Raw genomic sequence first — 18,145 nt, forward strand, 5'->3', positions numbered from 1 at the left:
AGCCTCAGGCTTCGCTGATTTTGCTGACACTGGTGATCTGTCCATTCCAGACCATCTCGTAATGGGCGGCCTGGACAATCGACGACACCGGCCTGGGTGTCAGCAACGCCCAGCAGTGATCGCCTTCTGAGCGCACCGACAGGTAACGAAGGCCGGGACAACCGGCCTTCTTTAGCGCGCCCCCCAAGCGCTGGGCGTGGCTGTAGTCGTCAGGGTCGTAGATCGGATCGCTCATCGGCACCGACGTCGCATCCTTCATGGCGTCGCCGACAAAGGTGCAAGACAGCCCACGAAAAACAAAGCGCTCATAGTTAAGGCCATGAACTCCGGACCAATACTGGTTCTGGTGATAACGCACTTCTGCCAGTGCCGTCTCGACCGTGGCCGCCAGGTACAGCACGCCAAAATCACCCGCGCTGAAACGCGATCCGCCCGGATTGACGTGGGTGAACGGGGCAATGGCGTAGGAACATCCCACGATCCCGAAGGGGATTTCCCTACGGGGTATCAGCTCGATCCGACCGACCTCATTACCCAGTCGTGGGTTGGTCAGGGCCTGGATCTGATAGAGCGCCTCAAACTCGTCGGCATCCGCCACATCGTCAAACAACGCAATCGGCGGGAATTTGGAATTGACCAGGCGATGGGCGTGCAACAGCCCGCTGGGCAAATCGCCCAACTGGCTCACCTTCACCATTGCGCACCACGCAACACGTCAATACGGCGGAAGGTCTCGTACAGGGAAATCATATCGCCCTGGGCCATAACCTCGAGGGGCGAGCGCCCGTTGAAAAACGCGTTGTCGTTGGCCATCGCCGCAAAGCCGTACACGTTCTCGGGGTTATCGAACACCATGCGCAGCGTGGCGTGGATGTTCAGCACAAAGCTGATGCGCTGCATCTGGTCGGCATCCAGGCTCACCGACCACGCGGCATCGCGCTGCCGCGCACGGGTATAAGTGCTGCGCGAGATACGCAGGATGCGACAGGCCTGGTCGCTGCTGGCCTGCCATTTTTCCAGGATGCCCACGGCCGCCCGGAGTCCGGCGACACATTGCTCCCGGGTGAAGGGCTGTGCTTGAAGGGCTAGGCTCATGGTTGCCACCTCGGAATTAATCTATAGATTCAAATATAGACAACATGAGTCTGCAGAGCAAACCAGCGCTGGATAAACGTCAGCGATTACAACCAAAACCATCAGCAGTGTGGTTTTTGTATTTCGAATCGCACTTTACCGCCTGATGGGTGAGAATGGTTCCCGTCTACCTCTTCCCAATCTCTTTGTGCACGAGCCCCCAAGAAATGGAATTCAACGCGCCTTCTTCGTCCCGCTGGCTCCTGGCCTTGTTCGGTGCAAGCCTGCTGTCACTGTCCGGCTGCCAGAGCCACACCCCCGAACAGGCGGCAGCCTCAGCGGCAGCACAGCTGCAACAAAAAGACGAAAAATTCGTCACTACGTTCCAAACGATATTGCGCAGCTATGCCCTGGCCGCCAATGAACAGGAACTGACGGGGGTGATGAATATGATCCTGACCGTCGATGCACAGAACCACGTAGTGGACTGCTCAGCCAAACGCGGAACCCTGCTGCCCAACGAGGGCCACAACAACCTGCGCCAGGCCAAGCTGGCCAAACTGGTCACCGAACTGTGCTGGACCACCTTGTTTCCCGAAGTCTCGCCCAAGGTCTTCGCCGATGCCAAGGACACCCAAGAGATTATCGCCCCCATGGTGTTCACCCCTCTGATTGGGCTTTCGGAAGAACAGCAACAACTGCAGAAAAAGCGCATCGACCTCTACCGGCAGATCCGCTTCTTCCGTGAGCAATTGTTTGTCGGGCATGACCCCCAGAGTATTGGCGTCGCGAGCTTCCACTTCATCGCCGATGCCCAGGGCAAAGTGAGTGAGTGCATGGTCAACCTGAATCAAAGCCCGTACCGCTCACAAGGCTTCAAGGTAGATAGCGCGTTGCAGCAGCGCCTTGTCACGCAGTGCAAACGACTGGACTTGCGACAGATGCAGGGGTTTGCCAACTACCCTCAAGGCCTGCCCCAGGGTTACGTGGAGGTGGACTACAGCCCTTGGATGAATGGAGCCAAGCAGCTTTGAGCCTAGGGTTGCGGCGCGGTTCAGGGGCAGCCGAAGCCCATCTTCAGCCGATCGACATCAACCCACCCACGAAATGAATGGTCGCCGCAGACGGCTGCCTGTCTAACCGGCAAGCAGCACGTCACGCTGCCAGAGAGCCCTGCGCGTGCTTTTGCACCAGGCAAAAAAAAAACCCGGAAATCCTCACTTGCGTGGGCCTTCCGGATTTTCTAAACCGCCAAAAATGGTGGGTCGTGTGGGATTCGAACCTACGACCAATTGGTTAAAAGCCAACTGCTCTACCAACTGAGCTAACGACCCGCTGTGTGGTGGCGCGTATAATACTGATTTCTAAGGATTATTCAACACCTTATTTTAAATAAATCAGAAATAACGCGTTGGGTCAGTAATTCCGGCCGCTTGGAAGCCTTCAGCGCGCAGGCGGCAGCTGTCACATTTCCTACAGGCACGACCATCATTGTCCGCCTGGTAGCAGGAAACAGTCAGCGAGTAGTCGACACCCAGCCTTACACCCGCCTTCACGATATCCGCCTTGCTCAGGTTTTGCAGCGGCGCCTGGATACGGAAGCCGTGGCCTTCTACGCCGGCCTTGGTCGCCAGGTTGGCCATACGCTCGAACGATTCGACGAACTCTGGGCGGCAGTCCGGGTAGCCGGAGTAGTCCACGGCGTTGACGCCGATAAAGATGTCACGGGCGTTGAGCACTTCTGCCCAGCCCAGGGCCAGCGAGAGGAACACGGTGTTACGGGCCGGCACATAGGTGACCGGAATGCCCTCTGTGGGCGCCTCAGGCACGTCGATGGTGTTGTCGGTCAAGGCCGAGCCGCCAATGCCATTGAGGTTCAGGCCGATTACCTTGTGCTCCACCACACCGAGGTCGCGGGCAACCCGGGCGGCGGCGTGCAACTCGGCATGGGAACGCTGGCCGTAGTCGAAGCTCATGGTGTAGCAGCTGTAACCCTCGGCACGGGCCATCGCCACCACGGTGGCGGAGTCAAGGCCGCCGGACAGCAGGATTACCGCACGTTTTTGATCAGTCGTTTGTTCAGTCATTTCAGCGTCCCGGCTCGTCATTCCAAAGGTATTTATGCAGCTGCAATTGCAGGCGCACCGGCAGGTTGTCCGCAACCACCCAATCAGCGAGGTCGCGAGCGTTCAAGTCATGGTGGCTTGGAGAGAACAACACCTCGCCGGCGCGTCGGTCCAGGCCGTACTGGATCAGCTTGGAGTTGGCCCAGTCATAGTCGTCCCGCGAACAAATGACGAACTTGACCTGGTCGTTGGCCGTCAGCAGCTCGATGTTCTCATAACGGTTGCGATGCGCCTCCTTGGAGTCCGGGGTTTTCAAGTCAACCACTCGGCTGACGCGAGGATCGACCGCGGAAATGTCCAGGGCACCACTGGTTTCCAGCGACACTTCGTAACCGGCGTCACACAGTTGCTTGAGCAAAGGAATGGCATTGGGCTGGGCCAGGGGCTCGCCGCCTGTCACGCAGACGTAGCGCGGCCGGAAGCCTGCAACCTGCTCCAGGATGTCGTCGAGGGTACGAATGGTGCCGCCGCTGAAGGCGTAGGCGCTGTCACAGTACTGGCAGCGCAGCGGGCAGCCAGTGAGGCGCACAAATACTGTGGGCAGGCCGGCAGTGCGCGTTTCACCCTGTAACGAGTAAAAAACTTCGGTGATGCGTAATGTGTCTTGCATAGTCGCCACGGGCGTAACAGCTAAACAGGCTGTCCGCCTCCGTCAGGCACTTCATGGGATCCCGGCAAAGCGTGAACCCCAAAAAGCGTATTTCATAAAAGGGCGTGGATTCTAACGAAAAAACCCGCGACAGGCGCGGGTTTCTTCCAAGCGGGACAGCACTGCTTACAAACGCTGCAAATCGCGCTGAGCCAACTGGGCAGCAGAGGTCCCAGGATATTGGGCCACTACTTGCTGCAGAATGCCTTTGACCTTGTCGGTATGACCCAGGCGGCGCTCTACGTCAGCCAGTTTGTACAACGAATCAGGCACCTTGGCATGCTTGGGGTAAAGCTGGCTGACCTTGGCAAACGCCTGGCCTGCACCTTGCAAATCACCCTTGGCCAGGTTGACCTCACCCAACCAGTACTGGGCGTTGCCCGCGTACTGGCTGTTTGGATAACGTCCCAGGAAAGCGGTGAACGCTTTGCTGGCCCTGTCGAAATCCTTGGCTTTGATCAGGTCGAAGGCTGCATCGTAATACAGCTTTTCCTTGGCCGGATCAGCCGGTTCACTGCTGGCCGCTGGGGCCTGGGCGGCTGCACCACCGGCGGCGCTTGCAGCGCCACCGGCAGAAGAATTCTCAGGAGTCGCGGCAGGTGTAACGCCGGTTCCTATACGCCGATCAAGATCCTGGTATCGCTCCAGGCCTTCTTGCTTCAGGCGGTTCACTTCATTTTGCAGAACCTCAATCGCACCTTGTTGCTGTGCCAATTGATCCTGCATGCGTTGCAGCTGGTTGAACAGCTCGCCCTGTGCCGAGGGAGCGGCAGTAACCGCTCCCCCTGCATAGGCGCCGTTCGTGCCATAACCTGCTGGTGGATAACTACTCCCACTATTGTTATAGCCAGAGTTGCTATCTTCCACGGGAACCGCAGCCCACACCGCAAGCGGTGCGAGGCTGAGAGCCAATACGGTTACTACACGACGGCACGTTCGCATGACGAATTACTTACGCAGTTCGACGCGACGGTTTTGAGCCCAGGATTGCTCGTCGTTGCCGGTAGCAACTGGACGCTCTTCACCGTAGGAAACCAGTTCCAGCTGAGCTGGGGAAACACCTTGCAGTACCAGGTAGCGCTGAACGGCTTTCGCACGACGCTCGCCCAGTGCCATGTTGTACTCACGAGTACCACGTTCGTCGGTGTTGCCTTCCAGAACAACGCGAGCGCCGTTACCTTTCAGGTCTTTCGCGTGAACGTCCAGAGCGCGCATGGCTTCTGGCTTCAGGTCCGAACTGTCGTATTCGAAGTAGAAAGTGGTGATTGCGCGCAGAGCAGCTTCTTCGCTCAGGGAGCCGTCAACTGCACCAGTGTTAGCGCCGTAACCAGCGTTTGGATCAACAGCTGCGCCTTCACCGGCATTGTCGCCGCCTTTAGACGAGCAACCAACGGCTACGGACAGAGCCAGAGCCAGAGCAGCAAACTTACCAAACTTCAGCATTTCCATCGTGAAACTCCTAATGAACCCCAGTGTGTTAAGTACTTCTTTTTGTAGCGCCGCGTCAGTTCAGGTAAGGGGACCAGGATGGTTCTCTGACTTCGCCTTGTGCGGTAGGAAGCGGGAGCCTTACGCGTCCATTAATGGACACGAGCATCAAGACTCCCCGGCCCTGCTGGCGGGTGGCGTAGATTACCATGGTGCCGTTGGGCGCAACAGTAGGCGACTCATCAAGAGTGCTATCTGTGAGGATTTTTACGCTTCCGCGCTGCAAATCCTGGGCCGCCACCTTGAAATTAGTGAAACCATCCTGGCGATGGATCATTACCAGGGTCTTTTCATCAGCCGAAAGCTTCGGATTGGCGTTGTAGTTACCGATAAAGGTCACACGCTCCGCACCACCACCGCCAACACTGCTCTTATAGATCTGCGGTTTGCCGCCACGGTCTGAAGTGAAGTAGATGGTCGAACCATCCTTGCCCCAGAACGGTTCGGTGTTGATGCCAGGACCGGAAGTGACGCGGGTGATCTGGCGCGAACCGAGGTTCATCACGTAGATATCCGGGTTACCGTCCTTGGACAGCACGAATGCCAGGCGATTGCCATCCGGCGACCAGGCTGGCGCGCCGTTCAGGCCCTCGAAGTTGGTGATCTGCTCACGGCGACCGGTATCAATGTGCTGAACGAAGATGCGCGGACGCTTCTGTTCAAACGACACGTAGGCGATACGCTTGCCATCCGGGGCAAAACGCGGCGACAGGATTGGCTCGCGCGATTGCAACAGAGTCACTGCACGGGCACCGTCGTAGTCCGAACGTTGCAGGGTGTAGCGGGTGTTGTTCACCGAGAAACGCTCAGCCGTCACGTACAGGATGCGGGTGGAGAACGCACCTTTGATACCGACCAGTTTCTCGAACGATTGGTCGGCGATGTAGTGCGCCATGTCCCGCAGTTGGTCGACGCTGCCCGATACGCTACCGGTCAGCACTTGCTGCTCGGTGGCCACGTTGAACAGGGCGTATTGCACCTGCAAGCGACCGCCTGCTGGAACAATGCTACCGACCATCAGGTACTGGGCGCCCAGGGCTTTCCAGTCACGGTAGATCACTTCGCTACCTTGGGTCGGCTGGCTGATCATGTTCTGTTTCGGAATTGGCGCGTAGTAACCCGAGTTGCGCAGGTCATTACCAATGATTTCCGCCATATCGTCCGGCAGCACGCTGCCGCCCTGCCAGCCAAACGGTACAACCGCAATCGGAGTGGCCCGATCGCTACCGCTGGTTACCAGGATGTTCTTTTCATCCGCCGCCGCTATCCCTGCCATGCAGCAAATAACGACAAGCATTCCTCGAAGAAGGTTTCTCACAAGGCTAGATCCTCAGGTGTGAATGTCATCTTGAATGAACGATAGGGAGCGAAGTCGCTTGGTTTCATTCCCTGCATCTCGGTCAGCCGGCCAATATTCTTGACCGCTGCAACCGCCGAACTGTCGAACGAACCATCGCCACTGGACTTGGCCACGCTGACCGAAGTCACCGTACCGTCCGGCAACATGCCGATCTGCAGCACGACTGTCATGCCTTTGCGTGCCGAAGGTGGACGTGTCCAGCCTTCCGCTGCGCGCGCGCGAATCAGATCGTCGAAACTGCCTGCGACTTCATCACCACGTTCATCGGCCAAGGCCTGTTGACGTTGCGGCGTGTCGGAAAGCAAATCTGCCAGGGCCTGGGCCTTTTTATCTTCGGCGGATTTGCGCGCTGCTTCCTGGGCCTTTTTCTTGGAGGCGTCGGCGGCAGCTTTCTTCTTCGCGTCGTCGGCGATTTTCTTCTTCGCCTCGTCTGCTGCAGCTTTTTTCTTGGCGTCTTCGGCGGCTTTCTTCTTCGCGTCTTCGACTATCTTCTTCTTGGCTTCTTCAGCGGCCTTTTTCTTGGCCTCTTCTTCAGCCGCTTTCTTGGCTTCTTCTTCAGATTTCTTCTTGGCTATATCAGCCAATTGTTTCTCTTCGGCTTTTTTGGCTTCGGCAGCTTTCTCGGCTTTCTTGGCTTCATCAGCCTTTTTCGCCTCGTCGGCCTTCTTCGCTTCGTCAGCCTTTTTCGATTCCTCGGCCTTTTGAGCCGCCTCGTCTTTCTTTTGTTCCGCAGCAGCCTTCACCGCTTCCTGCTCGACCTTCTTCTGTTCCATCTGTTCGACTTCAGTCTGGCGCGCAGCCGACTTCTGGGCCTCACCCGCAATCTTCTGATTGGTCTGGGTGGTGGCCTGACTTTTCGATTTCAGCTGATACAGGGTCGCCTGCACGATCGGCTTGGCTGGCGGCAGCTCCGGGGTCATGGCAAAGCTGACAAACAGCATGCCAAACACCAGAACGTGCAGGGCTATTGCCCAGACGCTAGGCCAGAAGAAGCTTTCCGAGGCGGACGGCTCTCGCTGTTGCTGCATCAGGGCGCCTCGGTAATCAAGCCAACATTACCGACCCCGGCTTTCTGCAGCCCACCCATGGCGCCCATGACGGAGCCATAGTCGACCGACTTGTCACCGCGGATGAACACCTGGGTGTGCTTGCCGCCTTCGTTGCCGGCGCGGATGATTTTGGTCACGGCGTCGGTCATTTGCGGCAAGGTCATGGCCTTGTCCTGCTGCTTCTGGGTATCGACTTCGCTGCCAAGGTTCCAGTAATAGGTCTTGTCAGCCTTGATCGAAATGGTCAGGACCTGGGTGTTGTTGTCCTGCGGCAAGGCTTCGCTGGAAACCTTGGGCAGATCAACTTTCACCCCCTGATTGAGCATCGGCGCGGTCACCATGAAGATCACCAGCAGCACCAGCATCACGTCGATGTAAGGCACTACGTTCATCTCGGCGACCGGCTTGCGCTTTTTGCGAGCTCGAGCGATTAAAGCCATTGGGAATTACCTGCTTATTCTTCGCTGGTGTGCACTTTACGGTGCAGGATCGCCTGGAATTCATCGGCGAAGGTGTAGTAACGGCCAATCAGGGTTTCGCTGGTGGCGGCGAAACGGTTGTAGGCGATTACTGCGGGGATTGCAGCGAACAGGCCGATGGCAGTGGCGATCAGCGCTTCGGCGATACCCGGGGCCACGGTGGCCAGGGTCGCTTGCTGGGCCGTTGCCAGGCCACGGAAGGAGTTCATGATGCCCCATACGGTACCGAACAGGCCGATATACGGGCTGACCGAACCGACGGTGGCCAGAAATGGCAGGCTCTGCTCGAGTTTTTCTTCCTCACGGGAGATCGCTACGCGCATCGCACGGGCCACGCCTTCCATGACGGCTTCCGGGTCAACGCCGGACTGCTGGCGCAGGCGGGAGAATTCCTTGAAGCCAGCGCGGAAGATCTGCTCGACGCCCGAATCCGGGTCCGGGTTGCTGCCCGCCTGGCGATACAGCTTGGACAGGTCGATACCCGACCAGAAGCGCTCTTCGAAGCTCTCCAGGGCACGTCGACCGGCACGCAGCAGGTTGCTGCGCTGAAAAATCATGACCCATGAGGTAACCGATGCGGCTACCAGGGTCAGCATGACCAGTTGAACCACGACACTGGCATTGCTGACCAGGCTCCACATGGAGGAATGGTCGACGACGGTAGGTTCCACGCTAAATCTCCTGCTTTGATTGTTGACCCGCGCCGCTCACGTTGGCAAAGGCCGCACGTAGAGTTTCGGGAATGGCCCTGGGTTTCAAACTGTTGGTGCGCACACACGCCACCAGGAACTGCCCCTCACAGAGCAGCGTTGCATCCGTTGCCCGCCTGACCTGCTGTTTAAAGCGCAGGCTGACACGGTTCAATTCGATTACTTCCGCGCTGACCAGCAATTCATCGTCCAGTCGCGCCGGCGCGTAGTAACGGGCCTCGCTGGAATGCACGACAAATAACAGGTCCTCCCCTGCCAGCTGGGATTGGGCAAAGCCCAGCTCCCGTAGCCGCTCGGTTCGAGCCCGCTCCATGAACTTTAGATAATTGACGTAATACACGATGCCGCCCGCATCGGTGTCCTCGTAATAAACGCGACAGCGATGTGCGAACGACTGATCCCCGTTTTGCGCGCGCATACTCTAGTGCTTACTCCTCAGGTTGCCAATCCGGCCAGGCAACTGTTTTTCATTCTCTGCAGCATTTCTAACGAAAGAATGACGACGCCAGCCACTAGGACAGCACAAACGTCGAATAAATCGACCCGCCATACCTTTTTAATCGTCCACTGCATCGAGGAATTCGTCTACCACAGGCATCTCCCCCAATCGTGACGGAATGTTTAACCCAAAGTGCAAATACGCATGGCGCGTGACCACGCGGCCCCTCGGCGTGCGCATGATGTAACCCTGTTGAATCAGGTACGGCTCCAGCACATCTTCGATGGTATGGCGCTCCTCACTGATCGCCGCCGCCAGGCTGTCCACGCCCACTGGCCCGCCATCGAACTTCTCGATCATGGTCAACAGCAGGCGCCGGTCCTGGTGGTCAAAGCCATGTTCATCGACATCCAGCAGGTTCAGCGCCAGGTCGGCCACGGCCTTGGTGATATGCCCCTTGGCCCGCACTTCGGCAAAATCGCGCACCCGCCGCAGTAAGCGGTTGGCGATCCGCGGCGTGCCACGCGCCCGACGGGCAATCTCGAAGGCACCCTCAGGGTCCAGCGGCAAGCCGAGAATCCCAGCCGAACGACTGACAATCGTCGCCAGATCGGCAGTGCTATAAAACTCTAGACGTTGAACAATGCCGAAACGGTCTCGCAACGGGTTGGTCAGCATGCCGGCACGGGTGGTGGCGCCGACCAGAGTGAAGGGTGGCAGGTCGAGCTTGATCGAGCGCGCCGCCGGCCCTTCGCCAATCATGATATCCAGCTGGAAATCTTCCATGGCCGGGTACAGCACTTCTTCGACGATGGGCGACAGCCGGTGGATTTCGTCGATGAACAGCACATCATGGGGTTCAAGGTTGGTCAGCAACGCAGCCAGGTCACCGGGGCGCTCCAGCACCGGACCGGAGGTGCTCTTGATCGACACCCCCATTTCCTGGGCGATGATATTGGCCAGGGTGGTCTTGCCCAGCCCCGGCGGACCGAAGATCAACGTATGGTCCAGGGACTCGGCACGCCCGCGCGCCGCCTGGATGAACAGCTCCATCTGCTCACGCACAGTGGGCTGGCCGATGTAGTCGGCAAGGCTCAGGGGGCGGATGGCCCGGTCCTGGACCTCTTCACGGTCGCGAGGGCCGGTGGCCGCAATCAGACGATCAGCTTCAATCACTTAAATCATTCCCTTCAGGGCTCGGCGGATCATGTCTTCAGCGCTCAGGTTCTTGTCCTTGATGGCCGACACTGCCTTGCTGGCTTCCTGCGGCTTGTAGCCCAGGGAGATCAGCGCATTGACGGCATCGCTTTCGGCACTGGCGACCTGGGCCGCCGGCATATCCGGCTGGTTCGGCACCAGGGCAAACATGCTTGGCACCACTTCCCAGGCTTTGAAGCGGTCCTTGAGCTCCACCAACAGGCGCTCAGCGGTTTTCTTACCGACCCCCGGCACCTTGGTCAGCGCCGAGGTGTCCTGGGCCGAAACGGCACGTACCAGTTCGTCCACTTCCAGGCTCGACATCAAGGCCAGGGCCAGTTTCGGGCCCACACCATTGAGGCGGATCAGCTCACGGAAGAAGTCACGGTCACGCTTGCCGATGAAACCATAGAGTAGTTGCGCGTCTTCGCGCACCACCAGATGGGTGTGCAAGGTTATCGGCTCACCGACCGACGGTAGGCGGTACAGGGTGGTCATGGGCACTTCCAGCTCATACCCCAGCCCGTTTACATCCAGAATCAGGTGCGGCGGCTGTTTCTCAGCCAGGGTGCCGCGCAAGCGTCCAATCACGGTTCAGATCCTTAAAGCTTGAGGTCAGATCGAGGCCCGACCATAACGATTGCGCTGATGCTATCAGAGACGCAGGCGCCCGCCACGACTGCGTGCCGTGCCAAGGCCATGGGGCAGCAGGCTGGAACGGGTATGGGCATGGCAAATGGCAATGGCCAGGGCGTCAGAGGCGTCGATCTGTGGCTTGGAGGTGAGTTTGAGCATATGCATGACCATCATCTGCACCTGCTCTTTATTCGCCGCGCCGGTACCGACCACCGCCTGCTTGACCTGGGTCGCGGTGTATTCGGCGATTTCCATGCCCTCCTCCGCCCCGGCAACAATCGCAGCGCCCCGGGCCTGGCCCAGTTTCAAGGCCGAGTCGGCATTTTTGGCCATGAACACCTTTTCAATGCCCATGGTCACCGGCCCGTAGGTCTGGATCACTTCACGCACGCCGCGATAGACGATCTGCAAACGCTCGGCCAACTCGCCGGCGCCGGTGCGGATACAACCCGACGCCACGTAGACGCAGCCACGCGGGGTCTGCTGCACCACGCCAAAGCCGGTGATGCGTGAACCGGGGTCGATACCTAGGATTAAAGTCATAACGCCTGCAGGTTGGGTAAACACATTTTTTGATACAGCGAAGATCCAATGTGGGAGCGGGCTTGCTCGCGGAAGCGGTGTTTCAGTCAACGCATGGACTGACTGACAGACCGCTTTCGCGAGCAAACCCGCTCCCACATTTTGGTCTACACCAGCCTTCAGACTAGCTGTGCGGCCACGTCTTCTGGAATGTCGGCGTTGGAGTAGACGTTCTGCACATCATCCAGGTCTTCAAGCATATCCAGCATCTTGAGCACCTTCTGCGCGCCGTCCAGGTCCAGTTCGGCACTGGTGGTCGGCAGCATGACGATTTCCGCGTCGGTGCCCTTGAAACCAGCGGCTTCCAGGGCGTTACGCACCGCGTAGAAGCCGGCAAACGAGGTAAACACGTCGATGGAGCCGTCTTCGTTGGTCACCACGTCGTCGGCATCCGCCTCCATCGCGGCTTCCATCAGCGCATCTTCATCCGTACCCGGCGCAAAGGTAATCTGCCCCTTGCGCTCGAACAGATAGGCCACCGAGCCATCCGTGCCGAGGTTACCGCCACACTTGCTGAACGCATGGCGCACGGCTGCCGCAGTACGGTTGCGGTTGTCGGTCATGCACTCGACCATCACCGCGACGCCGCCCGGGCCGTAGCCTTCGTAGGTCAGCTCGACCATGTCGTCGGTATCCGCCGCACCGGCGCCACGGGCCACGGCACGGTCGATGATGTCGCGACTCATGTTGGCGCCCAGGGCCTTGTCCAGCGCCAGGCGCAGGCGCGGGTTGGAGCCCGGATCACCGCCACCCTGGCGGGCAGCAACCGTCAGTTCACGAATCCACTTGGTGAAGATCTTGCCTTTTTTGGCATCCTGACGCTCTTTGCGGTGCTTGATGTTCGCCCACTTGGAATGGCCAGCCATAACACAACTCCGAAATTCTCTAGAAACCTTTCAATCCCGCCCCAGGCGAGATTTCCCTCTTTTAAACGCAAAGGCGCATCCGAAGATGCGCCTTTTTGACTGCGTACAACGTTATCGCGCTTTCACGCCGCAGCCTTACTCAGCCTTCGGCGCCTCGCGCAGACGGATGTGCAGCTCGCGCAGTGCCTTGGCATCCACCACACCTGGAGCCTGGGTCATGACGTCCGCAGCACTCTGGGTTTTCGGGAAGGCAATCACTTCACGGATCGACTGGGCACCGGTCATCAGCATCACCAGGCGGTCAAGGCCGAAGGCCAGGCCACCGTGGGGTGGAGCACCGTATTTCAGGGCATCGAGCAGGAAGCCGAACTTCTCCTCCTGTTCCGCTTCGTTGATGCCCAGCAGGCGGAACACCGACTGTTGCATCTCCTTGCGGTGGATACGGATCGAACCGCCGCCCAACTCAGTACCGTTGAGCACCATGTCGTAGGCACGGGACAACGCGCCGGCCGGGTTGGCTTCCAGCTCCTGTGGCGTGCACTTGGGTGCGGTGAACGGGTGGTGCAGGGCGCTGAAGCTGCCGTCGTCGTTTTCTTCGAACATCGGGAAGTCGACAACCCACATCGGGGCCCACTTGCAGGTCAGCAGGTCGAGGTCGTGACCCAGCTTGATCCGCAGCGCGCCCAGGGCTTCGCTGACGATCTTGGCCTTGTCGGCACCGAAGAACACGATATCGCCATCGACTGCGCCAACGCGATCGAGGATCACATTGAGCTTGTCTTCCGGGATGTTCTTGACGATTGGCGACTGCAGGCCTTCAACACCCTTGGCGCGCTCGTTGACCTTGATGTACGCCAGGCCCTTGGCACCGTAGATACCCACGAACTTGGTGTAGTCGTCGATCTGCTTGCGCGGCATGCTCGCGCCGCCTGGCACACGCAGTGCGGCGATGCGGCATTTCGGGTCGTTGGCCGGGCCGCTGAACACCTTGAAGTCGACTTCCTTGAGCTGGTCGGCAACGTCAACCAGTTCCAGCGGGTTACGCAGGTCTGGCTTGTCGGAACCGTAGCGGCGCATGGCCTCTTCGAAGGTCATGTGCGGGAACTCGCCGAATTCCAGACCCAGCACTTCCTTGAACAGGTTGCGGATCATTTCTTCGGTCAGGCCCATGATCTCTTTTTCATCGAGGAAACTGGTCTCGATGTCGATCTGGGTGAATTCCGGCTGGCGGTCGGCGCGCAGGTCTTCGTCGCGGAAGCACTTGGCGATCTGGTAGTAACGGTCGAAGCCGGCGACCATCAGCAGTTGCTTGAACAACTGTGGCGATTGCGGCAAGGCGAAGAAGCTACCGGCGTGGGTACGGCTTGGCACCAGGTAGTCACGTGCGCCTTCTGGCGTAGCGCGGGTCAGGATCGGCGTCTCGACGTCGAGGAAGCCGTTCTCGTCCAGGAAGCGACGGATGCTGGTGGTCATGCGCGAACGCAGGCGCAGCTTCTCGGCCATTTCCGGGCGACGCAGGTCGAGGAAGCGATAACGCAGGCGGGTTTCTTCGCCAACGTCAGAGAACTCGTTGAGTGGGAACGGCGGGGTTTCCGACTCGTTCAGCACTTCCAGCTCGTAGCCCAGGACTTCGATCATGCCCGACGCCATGTTGGCGTTGGTGGCACCGGCCGGACGCAGGCGGACCTTGCCGGTGATTTTCACGACGTACTCGCTGCGCACGCGGTCGGCGGCGGCGAAGCTCTCGGCGCGATCCGGGTCGAATACCACCTGGGCCAGACCATCACGATCACGGATATCGAGGAAAATCACCCCGCCATGGTCGCGGCGACGGTGAACCCATCCGCAAAGGGTGATTTCCTGACCTTCCAGGGTCTCGTTCAGTTGGCCGCAATAGTGGCTGCGCATCATGGTAGTGGTTTCACTTCTCGTAATTCGAAATTCGGTGGAGTTCCTGCTCGGACACCGCACCTTTTAAGTCAGGCCACGGATAATGCAGGAGCTCGCGCGTAGAGTTCAACTCAGTCTGCTTTGTCGCCGCCCGCCAGATTCTTCTTGGCGCCGGTCTTGAAGTCGGTCTCGTACCAGCCGCTACCGCTCAGGCGAAAACCCGGCATGGACAGCATCTTTTTCAGCTCTGGCGCCTGGCAAGCAGGGCAATCGACCAACGGCGCGTCGCTGATCTTCTGAATGGCTTCCAACTGGTGACCACAGGAAGCGCATTGGTAATCGTACATGGGCATGGGATGTCTCGGCGATCACGTCATTGCTGCGCTGCGCCCGGGTAGAGCCGGTTGCGCAGCAAAGGGCGAGATTATATCCGTTAAATCGAGGCTGTGCAGCCGTGGCAACGTGCAACGCACTATATAGAAACACCCCTGCGGCTCCGGTCTCGGCTAACCCGGCTATATAAGGCCCGCCTGATTGACGGCTGAAGCCTGCCCTTTCAACGCATGAACCACACACACGACCCGGACCAGACCGCTGAAATTCTTCACCCCGCCATAACGCAAGTGCACCTCGCGATCCACGTAGGACAGCAACGCACTGACCGAACAGGTATTGATCCTGGCGATTTCGCCAAGAATATTCCAATACACTTCTTCAAGCCGCAGGCATGTTGAAAAACCATTCAACCGGACAGAGCGCGACAGTGGCCGTGCCAATGCCATATCGAACCCTTTGACGAAAGGGTCGATCTTTATCTTGTAGACGCCGGAAGTTTCCAGCACACCTTTACCCGTACTACGCGACATACACCTGACACTCCCTTGCCAAACGGCTCTTGAACAAACGGCTGTTATTGGCCGTTGAGCCTATAAAACATCAAGCAGGCAAGTGCAGCCAGAAGACGGAGAGTTGTTGTGCGTAGGACAAGCCAACGCAGGTATCAGGAAGCAATCAGCTGAAGCCAGTGGCGCCTGCCAGGCACCACTGGCCTGCGGTGCTTATTTGCCTTCGAGCAGCGAACGCAGCATCCAGGCGGTCTTTTCGTGGATCTGCATACGCTGGGTCAGCAAGTCCGCAGTCGGCTCATCGCTGACTTTATCAAGTAACGGGAAGATCCCACGTGCGGTGCGGGTAACAGCTTCCTGCCCATCGACAAGTTGCTTGATCATGTTTTCAGCACTGGGCACGCCTTCTTCTTCCTTGATCGAAGACAGACGGGCATAGATAGAGTAGGCACCCGGCGCAGGAAAGCCCAGGGCACGAATACGTTCGGCAATGGAGTCAACCGCCAGCGCCAGTTCGTTATATTGCTCTTCAAACATCAAGTGCAATGTACGAAACTGTGGCCCCGTGACGTTCCAATGAAAGTTATGGGTTTTCAGATAAAGTACATAGGTATCTGAAAGCAGCCGTGAAAGTCCGTCAACAATGGATTTACGATCTTCTTCGCTGATACCGATATCGATTGCCATGTCTATTCCCTTCAATTGATGAAAATTCATTGATCAGGTGCTTACCCACTCTAGCAAGAGTCCTCGCCTTGCGCAGCCCTACTGCCGCAGGTGGCCTGCGGCAAATCGCCCCTTTGCATCGCGCTCGACCACGGGCGGCAAGGCCTGGCACGGTTAAAAACACCCACACCTGTCTAGGACAAGGGTTTGCCGCACAAATGCGATGATCTTTGCAACGCCCTGAAACGCTTGATTTGAGAAGGCACAGGCTTTGCTGTTAAATAGGCTGCGTGTCGCCGCCGCTATTTCCTGCGGCAAGCGGCATAGGCTGAATAATCGCGCACGTGCCCAACGCCTCCCATTGTTCAGAAGCGAACCGTGCCAGTCAGCTCTTCCTTCGTGATCCGTCTTAACGTGAGTTAATCAAAATGTTGAAAATCGTCCACCTGCTAACGGGCGCTGCAGCTTTGCTGCTGTCCTTTATCCCGAGCCTGCAACCAGAAAGCCTGCCGTACCTGCAACAACACGACGCGCTGTACCTGGCTCTGTTCGGCCTTCTCAACCTGACGCTGGCGCCAGTGATTCCCTACTGGAACAAAGGCACACGCCATCAACTGCAAAACCTGGTCAGCGCCCTGCTGGTGCTGGCTGTCGTGGTACAAACCCTCACCCTCCTGGCCCCTATGCCTGAAGTCGGCGGCCATCCAGCCATCCTGCTCAGCCTGGCCATTGCGGTGGTCGCGATCGTTCTTCACCTGGCCATCAGCTTCTACCGTTCGTCTGCCCCGGCCAGCTCGCAAAACTACGACATGACCAACCGGGATACCGGGACCGTCAAGTGGTTCAACACCTCTAAAGGCTTCGGCTTTATTTCCCGGGACTCGGGCGACGATATCTTCGTCCACTTCCGGGCCATCCGCGGCGAAGGCCATCGCGTCCTGGTGGAAGGCCAGCGCGTGGAGTTCTCCGTGATGAACCGCGACAAAGGCCTGCAAGCTGAAGACGTGATCGCCGCCCTGCCGCGTCGCTGAACCCAGAGCACGCCCCAAAAAAAACCGCGATGCAGCTGACACTGCATCGCGGTTTTTTATCGCCGGGACTTTTCCCGAGCCCTCAATAATGAGGCGGTGGCGCTTCTTCCTCGGAAGACTCGAACTGCCCGCCCATTTCTTCCTGACGCTTGAGCAAGGCCGCCATCTGCAATTGCAGACGCTCTACCGCCCGCTGCTGGGCGACCAGGATGTCATTCAATGTCTCGATGGTGTCGTCCTGGAAAGCCAGGCGGCTCTCAAGGTCCATCACGCGGTCTTGCAGGTCCATGGTTCAGTCCTGGGCAAAAATGAATTCGGGCGGCAGCAGCTCCCGCAGGCGGGTACGAATCAGCGCCACCTGATCGTCGCTATAAGGCACTGCCGGATGCTTGCCCCAGACCGGTGCAGGCCAAGCCGCATCGTAGCGTTTGCGCACAATCACGTGCACATGTAACTGGTTGACCACGTTACCCAGCGCACCGATGTTCATTTTATCGGCGCCGAACCCGTCATTGAGCAACTGTGCCAACGTGGTGGTTTCGCGCCACAACCGGGACTGGTCGCCAGCGTCGAGCTGGAACACTTCGCTGATGCCGGCAATGCGCGGCACCAGGATAAGCCAGAGGTAGTTAGAGTCATTGGACAGCAGCAGCCGGCACAGGGGGAATTCCCCGATGGGCAAGGTGTCGTTTTGCAGACGTGGATCCAAGGCGAACACCGCAGTCACTCCGTTCGGCTAGTCAGTTTCAGGCGCCCAGCATACCTGCGAATGGCGACTGCTTCACGGGGCAATCCGCGCGACACCTGCGGCAATCGGCAGATGCACCAAAATGAGTCTTTTATGCCCTACATCGGGCAGGGCTTATCCGCCGTTTACCCACCCCACAGGGTGGACCGGTAACATTTCTGACAGAAACGTATTATTGCGCGTTCGAAATCCCGCACAACTGGCGCCACGAATTCCAAAAAAAACCACGCAAAAGCCCCGTTTCCAGGCGCTTTTCACAGATCCAACACATTTTTCACGAAAAAATGACATCCGCCCGGCAGTTTGAGCA

The 18,145-nt window shown here is 58.3% G+C and carries 23 protein-coding genes and 1 tRNA gene; 2 read left to right on the top strand and 22 right to left on the bottom strand.

Annotated elements, in window-relative coordinates; all coding sequences use genetic code 11:
* Positions 1-4: 4 nt before the first annotated feature.
* Both HU773_RS21490 and HU773_RS21495 read right to left on the bottom strand, forming a co-directional pair.
* Positions 5-697 carry an RES family NAD+ phosphorylase gene (locus tag HU773_RS21490; protein WP_186625468.1) on the bottom strand — a complete coding sequence of 231 codons (693 nt, stop codon included), beginning with the start codon at positions 695-697 and terminating at the stop codon, positions 5-7.
* Positions 691-1,095 carry an antitoxin Xre-like helix-turn-helix domain-containing protein gene (locus tag HU773_RS21495; RefSeq protein WP_057440007.1) on the bottom strand — a complete coding sequence of 135 codons (405 nt, stop codon included), beginning with the start codon at positions 1,093-1,095 and terminating at the stop codon, positions 691-693. Before HU773_RS21495 ends, HU773_RS21490 begins: the two co-directional genes overlap by 7 nt.
* Positions 1,096-1,301: 206 nt before the next feature.
* Here HU773_RS21495 and HU773_RS21500 point away from each other — a divergent pair, with 206 nt between their 5' ends.
* Entirely contained in the window at positions 1,302-2,108 is an 807-nt protein-coding gene (locus HU773_RS21500; RefSeq protein WP_186625470.1) for a hypothetical protein, read from the top strand.
* Between the two features lie 224 nt (positions 2,109-2,332).
* Here HU773_RS21500 and HU773_RS21505 read toward each other — a convergent pair.
* The 18 genes from HU773_RS21505 to HU773_RS21590 form a co-directional block, all read right to left on the bottom strand.
* Positions 2,333-2,408, bottom strand: a tRNA-Lys gene (locus tag HU773_RS21505).
* A gap of 63 nt (positions 2,409-2,471) precedes the next feature.
* Entirely contained in the window at positions 2,472-3,161 is a 690-nt protein-coding gene (gene queC / locus HU773_RS21510) for a 7-cyano-7-deazaguanine synthase QueC (protein ID WP_057960521.1), read from the bottom strand.
* Position 3,162: 1 nt separating this feature from the next.
* Complete coding sequence (gene queE, locus HU773_RS21515; protein WP_057441364.1) at positions 3,163-3,810, bottom strand: 7-carboxy-7-deazaguanine synthase QueE; 648 nt, start codon at positions 3,808-3,810, stop codon at positions 3,163-3,165.
* 165 nt (positions 3,811-3,975) lie between these two features.
* A complete protein-coding gene (ybgF, locus tag HU773_RS21520) occupies positions 3,976-4,791 on the bottom strand; it encodes a tol-pal system protein YbgF (protein ID WP_057960522.1) in 816 nt (271 codons plus the stop codon).
* 6 nt (positions 4,792-4,797) lie between these two features.
* Positions 4,798-5,298 carry a peptidoglycan-associated lipoprotein Pal gene (pal, locus tag HU773_RS21525; protein WP_029300299.1) on the bottom strand — a complete coding sequence of 167 codons (501 nt, stop codon included), beginning with the start codon at positions 5,296-5,298 and terminating at the stop codon, positions 4,798-4,800.
* A gap of 55 nt (positions 5,299-5,353) precedes the next feature.
* Positions 5,354-6,634, bottom strand: a complete 1,281-nt coding sequence (gene tolB, locus HU773_RS21530) for a Tol-Pal system beta propeller repeat protein TolB (RefSeq protein WP_154220440.1) — start codon at positions 6,632-6,634, stop codon at positions 5,354-5,356.
* Between the two features lie 17 nt (positions 6,635-6,651).
* Positions 6,652-7,725 (bottom strand): cell envelope integrity protein TolA, encoded by a 1,074-nt coding sequence (gene tolA / locus HU773_RS21535; protein WP_057960523.1) that lies wholly within the window; start codon positions 7,723-7,725, stop codon positions 6,652-6,654.
* Positions 7,725-8,177: a protein TolR gene (gene tolR, locus HU773_RS21540; RefSeq protein WP_162473200.1), complete on the bottom strand. Its 453-nt coding sequence runs from the start codon at positions 8,175-8,177 to the stop codon at positions 7,725-7,727. The genes tolA and tolR overlap by 1 nt, the downstream gene beginning before the upstream one ends.
* 23 nt (positions 8,178-8,200) lie before the next feature.
* Positions 8,201-8,896, bottom strand: a complete 696-nt coding sequence (gene tolQ / locus HU773_RS21545; RefSeq protein ID WP_029300305.1) for a protein TolQ — start codon at positions 8,894-8,896, stop codon at positions 8,201-8,203.
* A gap of 1 nt (position 8,897) precedes the next feature.
* Entirely contained in the window at positions 8,898-9,353 is a 456-nt protein-coding gene (ybgC, locus tag HU773_RS21550; protein ID WP_057441374.1) for a tol-pal system-associated acyl-CoA thioesterase, read from the bottom strand.
* Positions 9,354-9,491: 138 nt separating this feature from the next.
* Positions 9,492-10,550, bottom strand: coding sequence for a Holliday junction branch migration DNA helicase RuvB (ruvB, locus tag HU773_RS21555; RefSeq protein WP_029300308.1), 1,059 nt, complete (start codon positions 10,548-10,550; stop codon positions 9,492-9,494).
* Positions 10,551-11,162: a Holliday junction branch migration protein RuvA gene (gene ruvA / locus HU773_RS21560; protein WP_003193868.1), complete on the bottom strand. Its 612-nt coding sequence runs from the start codon at positions 11,160-11,162 to the stop codon at positions 10,551-10,553.
* Positions 11,163-11,225: 63 nt separating this feature from the next.
* A complete protein-coding gene (gene ruvC, locus HU773_RS21565) occupies positions 11,226-11,750 on the bottom strand; it encodes a crossover junction endodeoxyribonuclease RuvC (protein ID WP_016975450.1) in 525 nt (174 codons plus the stop codon).
* A 158-nt stretch (positions 11,751-11,908) separates the two neighbouring features.
* A complete protein-coding gene (locus HU773_RS21570; protein ID WP_038442836.1) occupies positions 11,909-12,655 on the bottom strand; it encodes a YebC/PmpR family DNA-binding transcriptional regulator in 747 nt (248 codons plus the stop codon).
* 135 nt (positions 12,656-12,790) lie between these two features.
* The gene (gene aspS / locus HU773_RS21575) at positions 12,791-14,566 is read right to left on the bottom strand and encodes an aspartate--tRNA ligase (RefSeq protein WP_057960524.1); all 1,776 of its coding nucleotides are present in this window, start codon (positions 14,564-14,566) and stop codon (positions 12,791-12,793) included.
* 110 nt (positions 14,567-14,676) lie between these two features.
* Entirely contained in the window at positions 14,677-14,898 is a 222-nt protein-coding gene (locus HU773_RS21580; RefSeq protein ID WP_057441377.1) for an FmdB family zinc ribbon protein, read from the bottom strand.
* 162 nt (positions 14,899-15,060) lie between these two features.
* On the bottom strand, positions 15,061-15,411 hold the full coding sequence (locus tag HU773_RS21585; RefSeq protein WP_057441379.1) for a ribbon-helix-helix domain-containing protein: 351 nt from the start codon (positions 15,409-15,411) through the stop codon (positions 15,061-15,063).
* A 192-nt stretch (positions 15,412-15,603) separates the two neighbouring features.
* Positions 15,604-16,077, bottom strand: a complete 474-nt coding sequence (locus HU773_RS21590; RefSeq protein ID WP_029300319.1) for a Dps family protein — start codon at positions 16,075-16,077, stop codon at positions 15,604-15,606.
* 407 nt (positions 16,078-16,484) lie between these two features.
* On the opposite strand from HU773_RS21590, the gene HU773_RS27595 reads away from it, so the two are divergent.
* Entirely contained in the window at positions 16,485-17,087 is a 603-nt protein-coding gene (locus tag HU773_RS27595) for a cold-shock protein (RefSeq protein ID WP_057441381.1), read from the top strand.
* 82 nt (positions 17,088-17,169) lie between these two features.
* On the opposite strand, the gene HU773_RS21600 is transcribed toward HU773_RS27595, so the two are convergent.
* Both HU773_RS21600 and HU773_RS21605 read right to left on the bottom strand, forming a co-directional pair.
* A complete protein-coding gene (locus HU773_RS21600) occupies positions 17,170-17,376 on the bottom strand; it encodes a SlyX family protein (RefSeq protein ID WP_029300323.1) in 207 nt (68 codons plus the stop codon).
* Between the two features lie 3 nt (positions 17,377-17,379).
* Positions 17,380-17,805 carry an HIT domain-containing protein gene (locus HU773_RS21605; RefSeq protein WP_186625472.1) on the bottom strand — a complete coding sequence of 142 codons (426 nt, stop codon included), beginning with the start codon at positions 17,803-17,805 and terminating at the stop codon, positions 17,380-17,382.
* Positions 17,806-18,145: the final 340 nt, after the last annotated feature.

The organism is Pseudomonas shahriarae, assembly GCF_014268455.2.
GTDB lineage: Bacteria > Pseudomonadota > Gammaproteobacteria > Pseudomonadales > Pseudomonadaceae > Aquipseudomonas > Aquipseudomonas shahriarae.